Genomic DNA, 7,325 nt, shown 5'->3' with positions numbered 1-7,325 from the left:
ATTCCCGGCAGGTTTGCTTGCCGAAAAGTGTCAACCATGTCCCCGTACATGTGTCCACCATGTGTCCGGTCCATACACCAAGACAAAAGGGACCCGCCGTAAAGGCGGAAGGGGCCAGAAGCGCCACTACACACAATGGATCAGCTCACGATCTAGATGCCAAGCCAAGCCAAGCCAAGCTCCCCGACATTCCGTGAAGAACCTTTTTTGGTGGACCTGTCCCATGACAACGGCCACCTGAAGTCGCAATCACCTGTGCCTGAGCTACCGCGCACCTAGAAGCAAAAGCAAAGGCAACTCAGGCAAAACCACCGTTAACCCGTACGACCTGCGAATTGACCCAAGCACCATCAGGCCCTGCCAGGAAAGCAACAGCCCCAGCGATCTCTTCCGGTGTCCCGATCCGCTCCATAGGCGCCTGCTTGGCAATGTTGGCAATCGTCTCATCGCTCTTGCCCTTGAAGAACAACTCAGTCCCCACAGGCCCAGGCGCAATAGCATTGACGGTAATGTTGCGTCCCCGCAGTTCGTTGGCCAACACATGCACCAAACCCTCGACCCCCGCCTTGCTGGCGATATACGGCCCATAACCGGGAAACGCCTTGGCAATCACACTAGTGGTCAAGGCGATGATCCGACCACCCTCTCCCAGATGCTGCGCCGCTTGCGCCAGCACCAGGAACGCCCCTCGCAGGTTGGTAGCGATGGTCCGATCGAACGCATCGAGATTGGCCTCATCGATACTTACCGTCGGCATGACCCCGGCACTGTTGACCACCACATCGAGCCGACCGAACGCCTCCTTTGCTTCAGCGAAGAGCTTGGCAACCTCCAGCGGCTGCGCCACGTCACCTTGAACAGCAATGGCCCTGCCACCGGCAGCTTCGATGGTCGACACGGTCGCCTGGGCGCTCGCGACATCGCCAGCATAATTGACCACTACCGCAAAACCATCGGCAGCCAGGCGCAAGGCGATCGCCCTGCCGATGCCCCGGGAGCCGCCAGTGACGATGGCCACTCGTGAAGTTTGTGTGCTCATTGAAACACTCCTGTGCAGGTAGGGCCGATAGCCACGACCCCATCAAGGTTCCGAAGCGATGGCCTTTTCGATCGCAGCCCGGAATGCCGGGTCATCGGGTTTGGTCAGGCTGGAAAAGTCGGCAACCACCTTACCTTGGCGATCCACCACATACTTGTAGAAATTCCATTTCGGCGCACTGCTCTGGCTCGCCAGTTCCACGAACAAAGGAATCGCATCCTTGCCGCGCACCGGCTGGGCCTTGGTCATGGTGAAGGTCACGCCATAGTTCGCGTAACAGACCTTGGCCGTATTCTCGGCATCGCGGTCCTCCTGCTTGAAGTCGTTGGACGGCACGCCGAGCATTTCCAGGCCTTGGTCGTGATACTCCTTGTAGGTGGCTTCAAGCCCTTCGAACTGTGGGGCGAATCCACAATAGCTGGCGGTGTTGATCACCACCAACGGTTTGCCGGCAAAGCGCTCGCACAGATCCACCTGGCCCTTGCCACGCAACTCCGGCAAGCTACCCTGCAATAGCGCCGGGCAATCCCCTGCCCAGCTCGTGGCGCTCAGCATACCCAGCACCGGCAACATCAACCAAGGTGCGCGCATCGTGTGGTACTCCTGCTAACGGGTCGTGAACCTGCAGGTTAGCGCTTAACAGACGCCCATGCCCAGTTGCATCAACGCCAATCCGCCACTTTGCCAGCCCCACCACGCCAGCCCCATCACCAACAACAGCGCCGCAGCCATGAGCCAGCGCAGCAATGACCGACTCATGCTGTCTGCCCCTGCAGGCGCGCGACCGGTTGCTCCCGCACCGGCCAGTTCAGCACTGCAGCCAGCACGCTGAGCAGGATCGAAATCTGCCAGACGAGGTCATAACTGCCGGTGCGGTCGTACACCAGACCGCCCAGCCAGCCGCCGAGAAACGCACCCAGTTGGTGGAACAGGAACACGATGCCACCGAGCATGGACAAGTTACGCACGCCGAACACCGTGGCCACGGTACCGTTGGTCAAGGGCACCGTCGACAGCCACAGCAAGCCCATGGCGATGCCGAACAGGTAGGCGCTGAATTGCGTTACCGGCGCCCACAGGAACAGCACGATGACGCCCCCACGCAGCAGGTAAAGCGCACTGAGCAAGCGCGGCTTGGACATGCGTCCGCCAAGCCAGCCGGCTGTATAGGTACCGACGATATTGAACAAACCGACCAGCGCCAGCACCGTGGTTCCGGTGGTAGCCGCCAGATGCTGATCCACCAGGTAGGCCGGCAGATGCACGCCGATAAAGACGACCTGGAAACCACACACGAAAAAGCCCAGCGCCAGCAACCAGAACCCTGAATGCGAACAGGCTTCGCGCAATGCCTGGCCAAGCGTCTGCTCGGTCCCGTGGCTGGGCAACGGACGGTCACGCAGCATGCCCACCAGCGGCACAATCAACGCCACCAGCAATCCCAGCACCAGCAATGCCGAAGACCAACCGAGCCAGTGGATCAGGCCGAGTGTGCCGGGCAGCATGGCGAACTGGCCGAAGGAGCCGGCCGCGCTGGCAATGCCCATGGCAATGCTGCGTTTTTCCGCTGGCACCGCGCGCCCGACCACGCCAAGGATCACTGAGAACGAGGTTCCGGAAAGCCCGATACCGATCAGCAAGCCTGCACTGAGCGAAAGCGACAGCGCCGAGTCGGCCATGCTCATGAACATCAATCCGGCTGCATAGAGGATGCCGCCGATGATGACCACCCGCGCCGCCCCCCAGCGATCGGCCAGAGCCCCGGCAAAGGGCTGGGCCAGACCCCATATCAGGTTCTGCAGGGCTATGGCGAAGGCAAACACACCACGCCCCCAGCCAAAATCCGCACTCATCGGCGCCAGAAACAGGCCGAAGCCATGCCGTACGCCCAACGAAAGCGCCAGGATCAGCGCCGCGCCGAAAAGAACCCAGCCGCTGGTTCGCCACACCGATGTCATTGTCTTTGTCTCCAGCCATCGCAAGGTCTACGGGCTCAAGCCCGTTTGTAGTCGTGAGCTGTCTGCTGCTGGGACAGCTCTATCCGTTCGCACACCGAAGGGTTCAACGGCAGCGCATGGACAGGTCTTTATACCTGCAACAGGGCTATTACAAGAAGTTTCATGATCAGGCTGGAGTCAGTCAGCATCAAGGCGCTTGCGAATCGGCTCGAATTCAGGCGTCGCCCGGCGTGGCAAAGGGTCTGGGATACCTTGCTCGATCGCCTGCCAGTACCGCCAAGGCACCTTGGCCGAACCCAGTTCGTAGTCCATACCGTCCCAACTGTCCTCGCGGAAGCTGTAGAAAGCCCAATGCAGGCGGTTTCGCTCCAGCACTACCAGCACATCCTCCAGATACTGCCGACACCCCGGCAGACGCCGCATGCAGCCGAACTCACCGACCACCAGCCGCGATCGAGGCAACTTGACGGCGTCAGCCCAGGCCAGGGGCTGTTGCAGGTACTGTTCGACGCGTTGATCACCCCATACCTGCTGCCGACCGGCAAAAGGTGCCGGACCGGGATAGGCGATTGGGCGTTCGCGCGCCATGTTTGGCGCACTGGTGGCCGCATAGGGCTCGTACATATGGACGCTGTAGAGCACCCGGTCGTCGCTCATGGGGGCCGGCCAGTAACTGAAGGCATCCGCCGCTGCGAACCAGCCGGCGTCGAGCATGATCGGCGTGTGGCCGTCGACCTCACGGATCGCGGCGATCACCTGCCGGTATAAACCCGGCAGGTCGCGCGCACCGCCCTTTTCACCTGTGTACCACTGTTGCATGCGCTGGGCAGGCGCATGTTCGGCAAGGCCCCCCTGCTTTTCCGGTGCAGGTTCGTTGATCAGGTTGTAGGCGGCAATGGCGGGATGGTCCTTGAGCTCTGCGGCCAGATCGCGCCAGAAGGCGGCCGCCTGGAACCAATAGGCTTTGTCCTGCCACAAGCGGTCGTCGAAATTGCCGTCGTTGTTCTGTGACCAGCGCATGCCGGGCAGGGACAGCGGCGCGATGACGACCTTGAGACCGGCCTGGTGAGCGCGGTCCAGGGTGCCGCGCAACTGCTGCAGGTCGGCAGCCGGCACGCCTTGGTATTGATCGGCGTTGCCGAGCAGGAAATCACGTTGCGCAGGTTGCCATTTGTCATAGGACAGCCGCACCCAGGTGGCACCATAGCGACGCAGGGCGTCGAAGTAAGCTTGGTCGGGCGGCAGGCGATTGAAGCTGTTACCGCCGTGGCGCGGGGTGTTCCAGAAATCGATGAGGTCGGCGGCGAAAACGGGCATGGCCAGTAACGCCAGGTAGCCGGCGAGGATGAAGTGAAGCATGCGGGCCTCCCTGGCCACGGGACAAGAACGCCAAGGTTACCCACCCGCGCCCAGGCAGGCAGCGATTGAAGCATTGCCAGACATTACCGCTGCTGCGACACCTGCGGTCTTTACAGGGCCAACCCCAGCAGTACGGTGAGCTCCAGCAACTCCAGCAGCGCGCCCGCCGTGTCGCCGGTCGTCCCGCCGAGTCGCTGGCACATCGAGCGACGCAAGGCGAAGAATACGACGACCGCCGCCAACAGAGGGCCGACTACCGCCCACCCGCCCAGCACCAGGCAGCCCGTCGCGCTGGCGAGCAGTACCCAGCCGGCTGCACGACGCGGCAGGTGCTCGGCCAGTGCCTGCCCCAACCCGCCCTGGCGCACATACGGTGTGCCAAGGAACAAACCAAGCATCGCCGCCCGCCCCACCACCGGTGCCAGCACCAACAACGCACCCGCCCCACGCTCGACCAGCACCCACAGGGCGCAGAACTTGAGCAGCAGGGTCAGCACCAGCGTCACCACGGCAATCGGTCCGCTGCGCGGATCCTTCATGATCCGCAGGGTCCGCTCACGGTCGCCGAAACCGCCGAGCCAGGCATCGGCAGCATCGGCCAGGCCATCGAGGTGCAAGGCGCCGCTGAGTCCTACCCAAAGCGTCAGCAGCAAAGCGGCCTGCAACGGCGCCGGTGCTCCTTGGAGCAGATGACTGGCCAGCCACAGCAGCACACCGAACAGCAGCCCCACCAACGGATAACACAGCAGCGAACGCCCCATGTCACGCGGTTCCGGCATGCCCGCAAGGCGCACCGGCAAGCTGCTGAGAAACTGCAGGGCTATCCAGAACGGCAGCATCTCATGCCTCCTCGATCAATGTGCCATCGGCCTGTACCCGCAGCCGTGCCAACGCGCCATGGCCGACCTGCACCTGCATCAGCTGAGCAGGTGGCAGACCACGGGCCTTGGCCAGCAACAGGCGCATCACGCCGCCATGGGTCACCAGCAGCACACGCTTGCCGGCATGCTGTGCGGCCAGGCGGGCGACCGCCCCCTGCACACGCTCGGCGAACGCGGCGACCGGCTCGCCGCCAGGCGGCGTATAGCCATAGGGATCGGCCCAGAACCGCCCCAGCTCATCGGCCTGATCCTGCATGATTTGCAGCGCACTCCGGCCTTCCCATTCACCAAAATGCAGTTCCTGTAGGTCCGCGTCCGACTGCACGGGCAGGCCCAGGGTCTCGGCGAAGCGCGCGCAGCGCTGCAACGGGGAGCTGACCACGACCTGCCATGGCCCCGCAGCGGCCAGCGCTTCGCGCATCTGCTGCCAGCCCTTGGCGGTCAGCGCGTCGTCCAGGCTGCCGCGAAAGCCGCCGCCCAGCTCGGTTTCGCCATGGCGCAGCAGGTCGAGGATCATGCCGGGCGATCCGCCACCGCCGCCTCGGCGAAGGTCGCCATCTGCCCGTGCAGTGCACAGGCCAAGCGCATCAGTGGCACGGCCAGGGCCGCACCACTGCCTTCGCCCAGGCGCAGGCCCAACGCCAGGAGCGGTTCGGCCTGCAGGTTTTCGAGCAGCGCCTGATGCCCAGGCTCGGCGCCCTGGTGGGCGAACAGCAGCCAGGGCTGGCATTGCGGGTTCAGGCGCACCGCGAGCAGCGCGGCGACGCTGCAGATGAAACCGTCGACCAACACCGCGATGCCGGCTTGGGCGCAGGCCAGGTAGGCCCCGGTCAGCGCTGCGATTTCCAGCCCACCGACACAAGCCAGTGCCCGCAGCGGCTGGTCGGCCTGCAGCGCATGCAGCGTGCGCGCGCGCTCGATGACTTCGGCCTTGTGCCGTACTCCCGCCTGATCCAGACCAGTCCCCGGCCCGCTCAGAGCCAGCGCCGGACAGTCCAGCAGCACGCACGCCACGGCGGCGGCAGCGGTGGTGTTGCCGATGCCCATCTCTCCCCCGATGAACAACTGAGCCCCGCTTGCAGCGGCACGCAGCGCGCTGTCCCGCCCAGCCTGGAGCGCGGCCTGCAACTGCTCGTCGCTCATCGCCGGCTGGCGGGCGAAGTTGGCGGTGCCGGCCCCCAAACGCAGGTGCCGCACGCCTGGAAGGTCGAGGCCGAGGTCGATGGTACCCAGGTCGACGACATCGAGGCTGGCACCCAGTTCGCGGGCCAATACGCTGATGGCCGCACCACCGCCAACGAAGTTGCGCAGCATCTGCCCGGTGACCGCCTGGGGATAGGCGGAGATGCCCTCCTCCACCACGCCGTGGTCACCGGCGAACAGCGCGATCGCGACCCGCTCCAGGCTCGGCCGCTCGCAGCCTTGCAAGCCAGCCAGGCGCTCGGCCAGGCCTTCGAGCTGGCCGAGGGAACCGGCAGGCTTGGTCAATTGCCGCTGGCGCTCGCGGGCCTGCTGCAGGGCGGTTTGGTCAAGCGCTTGGCACGCGTCGCGCCACCAGGTCTGGGTCATAATGCGGGTCCTTTGAGCATGAGGGGCAGGCCGGCCACGGTCAGCACGACACGCTGGCAACGCTCGGCCACGGCCTGGTGCAGCCAACCGGCCTGGTCGATGTAACGGCGGGTCAGCTCGCCCATGGGCACTACGCCCAGGCCGGTTTCATTGCTGACCAGGATGAGGGTGCCAGGCAGTTGCTCCAGGCAGTCGAGCAGCGCATCACGCTCGCTGGCCAGGCGTTGTGGGTCTTCGAGCATCAGCAAGTTGGTCAGCCACAGGGTCAGGCAGTCGACCAACAGGCAGCGCCCTGCACCAGCCTCGGTGCGCAGCACGTGGGCCAAAGCCAGGGGTTCTTCGATCAGTCCCCATGTCGCTGGTCGACGCTGGCGGTGCAGGCGCACACGTTCATTCATTTCGCCGTCGAGCGGCTCGCTGGTGGCGATGTAGGTGACCGGCAAGCCACTGTCGCTGGCCAGTTGCTCGGCCAGACGGCTCTTGCCCGACCGGGCACCGCCGAGAATCAGGTTGCGCATC

Annotated in this window: 9 protein-coding genes; all 9 read right to left on the bottom strand. The window is 64.3% G+C overall.

Features of this window, described 5'->3' with window-relative positions:
• Positions 1 to 298: 298 nt before the first annotated feature.
• Positions 299 to 1,039, bottom strand: coding sequence for an SDR family oxidoreductase (locus KY379_RS15090; RefSeq protein WP_261240611.1), 741 nt, complete (start codon positions 1,037 to 1,039; stop codon positions 299 to 301).
• 42 nt (positions 1,040 to 1,081) lie between these two features.
• Positions 1,082 to 1,630 carry a glutathione peroxidase gene (locus tag KY379_RS15085; RefSeq protein WP_133332258.1) on the bottom strand — a complete coding sequence of 183 codons (549 nt, stop codon included), beginning with the start codon at positions 1,628 to 1,630 and terminating at the stop codon, positions 1,082 to 1,084.
• Positions 1,631 to 1,675: 45 nt separating this feature from the next.
• Positions 1,676 to 1,798, bottom strand: coding sequence for a hypothetical protein (locus KY379_RS15080; protein WP_261240612.1), 123 nt, complete (start codon positions 1,796 to 1,798; stop codon positions 1,676 to 1,678).
• A complete protein-coding gene (locus tag KY379_RS15075; RefSeq protein ID WP_306466534.1) occupies positions 1,795 to 2,997 on the bottom strand; it encodes an MFS transporter in 1,203 nt (400 codons plus the stop codon). The genes KY379_RS15080 and KY379_RS15075 overlap by 4 nt, the downstream gene beginning before the upstream one ends.
• Positions 2,998 to 3,174: 177 nt before the next feature.
• Positions 3,175 to 4,356: a glycoside hydrolase family 5 protein gene (locus tag KY379_RS15070; RefSeq protein WP_133331782.1), complete on the bottom strand. Its 1,182-nt coding sequence runs from the start codon at positions 4,354 to 4,356 to the stop codon at positions 3,175 to 3,177.
• Positions 4,357 to 4,466: 110 nt separating this feature from the next.
• A complete protein-coding gene (locus KY379_RS15065; RefSeq protein ID WP_133331781.1) occupies positions 4,467 to 5,195 on the bottom strand; it encodes an adenosylcobinamide-GDP ribazoletransferase in 729 nt (242 codons plus the stop codon).
• Position 5,196: 1 nt separating this feature from the next.
• The gene (gene cobC / locus KY379_RS15060) at positions 5,197 to 5,754 is read right to left on the bottom strand and encodes an alpha-ribazole phosphatase family protein (protein ID WP_133331780.1); all 558 of its coding nucleotides are present in this window, start codon (positions 5,752 to 5,754) and stop codon (positions 5,197 to 5,199) included.
• Positions 5,751 to 6,806, bottom strand: coding sequence for a nicotinate-nucleotide--dimethylbenzimidazole phosphoribosyltransferase (cobT, locus tag KY379_RS15055; RefSeq protein WP_261240613.1), 1,056 nt, complete (start codon positions 6,804 to 6,806; stop codon positions 5,751 to 5,753). The genes cobC and cobT overlap by 4 nt, the downstream gene beginning before the upstream one ends.
• The gene (gene cobU, locus KY379_RS15050) at positions 6,803 to 7,324 is read right to left on the bottom strand and encodes a bifunctional adenosylcobinamide kinase/adenosylcobinamide-phosphate guanylyltransferase (RefSeq protein WP_133331778.1); all 522 of its coding nucleotides are present in this window, start codon (positions 7,322 to 7,324) and stop codon (positions 6,803 to 6,805) included. Before cobU ends, cobT begins: the two co-directional genes overlap by 4 nt.
• Position 7,325 lies beyond the last annotated feature (1 nt).

Origin of the sequence: Pseudomonas sp. HD6422, assembly GCF_025377065.1 — a bacterium.
GTDB classification, from domain to species: Bacteria; Pseudomonadota; Gammaproteobacteria; order Pseudomonadales; family Pseudomonadaceae; genus Aquipseudomonas; species Aquipseudomonas putida_U.
Note: the sequence above shows the minus strand (reverse complement) of the source record. Positions and strands in the feature narration are given on the sequence as shown.

What these genes read in the sequence shown, in the direction of transcription:
- KY379_RS15090 (WP_261240611.1), bottom strand. Translation starts at nt 1,039, where the DNA reads ATGAGCACACAAACTTCACGAGTGGCCATCGTCACTGGCGGCTCCCGG.
- KY379_RS15085 (WP_133332258.1), bottom strand. Translation starts at nt 1,630, where the DNA reads ATGCGCGCACCTTGGTTGATGTTGCCGGTGCTGGGTATGCTGAGCGCC.
- KY379_RS15080 (WP_261240612.1), bottom strand. Translation starts at nt 1,798, where the DNA reads ATGAGTCGGTCATTGCTGCGCTGGCTCATGGCTGCGGCGCTGTTGTTG.
- KY379_RS15075 (WP_306466534.1), bottom strand. Translation starts at nt 2,997, where the DNA reads ATGACATCGGTGTGGCGAACCAGCGGCTGGGTTCTTTTCGGCGCGGCG.
- KY379_RS15070 (WP_133331782.1), bottom strand. Translation starts at nt 4,356, where the DNA reads ATGCTTCACTTCATCCTCGCCGGCTACCTGGCGTTACTGGCCATGCCC.
- KY379_RS15065 (WP_133331781.1), bottom strand. Translation starts at nt 5,195, where the DNA reads ATGCTGCCGTTCTGGATAGCCCTGCAGTTTCTCAGCAGCTTGCCGGTG.
- cobC (WP_133331780.1), bottom strand. Translation starts at nt 5,754, where the DNA reads ATGATCCTCGACCTGCTGCGCCATGGCGAAACCGAGCTGGGCGGCGGC.
- cobT (WP_261240613.1), bottom strand. Translation starts at nt 6,806, where the DNA reads ATGACCCAGACCTGGTGGCGCGACGCGTGCCAAGCGCTTGACCAAACC.
- cobU (WP_133331778.1), bottom strand. Translation starts at nt 7,324, where the DNA reads ATGCGCAACCTGATTCTCGGCGGTGCCCGGTCGGGCAAGAGCCGTCTG.